Here is an 822-nt window from a genome sequence, read left to right on the forward strand (position 1 = left end):
TCAAGCGGCGGTATCAGCGGGATTGCCGGTAACACGGCTGTCAGAAGCACCGATGCTGAAACCGGCATTGCAAAAATCTTTGATGCCGAGCGGGTGCAGAAAGAGATCGATGCCCAGGTGCAGATTACGCAGGCTTTTGGCAAAGAAGCGCCCAAGGCCGTAGGCACCTATGCCAACAGCATGTATGACGACGCATTGAAGCGCGGAGATGCCGAAGCCATGGACATGTGGCGAGAGGGTGGCAGCGCCAGGGTCGGACTTCACGCATTGATCGGCGGGTTGGGAGGCGGCGTGAGCGGGGCCGCTGGCGCTGCTGCGGGCTCAGTGGTGTCGCCTCAGGCGGTTGCTTTGCTCAATCAGTTGGCCATACCACCGGAAGTCACTCAGGCATTGGTCATGTTGACGGGGGCGGCAGTTGGCGGCGCGGTTGGCGGCACAAGTGGTGCAGCCGCAGGCTTCAATGAAGCCGGAAACAATGCGGCTGGTTCAGTCATTGGTCGTGGGGGAGTGGAATTCGTTGAGCTCTGCGCGCGCAGCATTCGGTGCCAGATCTATTTCGCTACGGTTACCGGCGGCGGGGCCGTGTTAGCTCAAATCGCGAACCGTGCGGCGGAGGTCAAGGCTCAAAATCCAGGGGTCAGCGATGACGGCGCATTTACCGTTGCCCTGTCAGAGCGGGTCTCCACTGCCATTGTTACGACGATAGCGAGTTGGTTCCCGTCAACGAGCGCGCCAGGGCCGAACAACACAGGGAATACATCTTCGCTGCCTAACTATGGCGGATCGACAACAACACCCGGAACGACACTGGAAACCAACAAC

1 pseudogene is annotated in these 822 nt (G+C 59.7%); it reads left to right on the forward strand.

The features are described 5' to 3' along the window. A pseudogene (locus tag AC1D0P_RS26290) lies at positions 1 to 822 on the forward strand (hypothetical protein); the annotation flags it as partial.

It is taken from the genome of Polaromonas sp. P1_G2, from assembly GCF_056405515.1.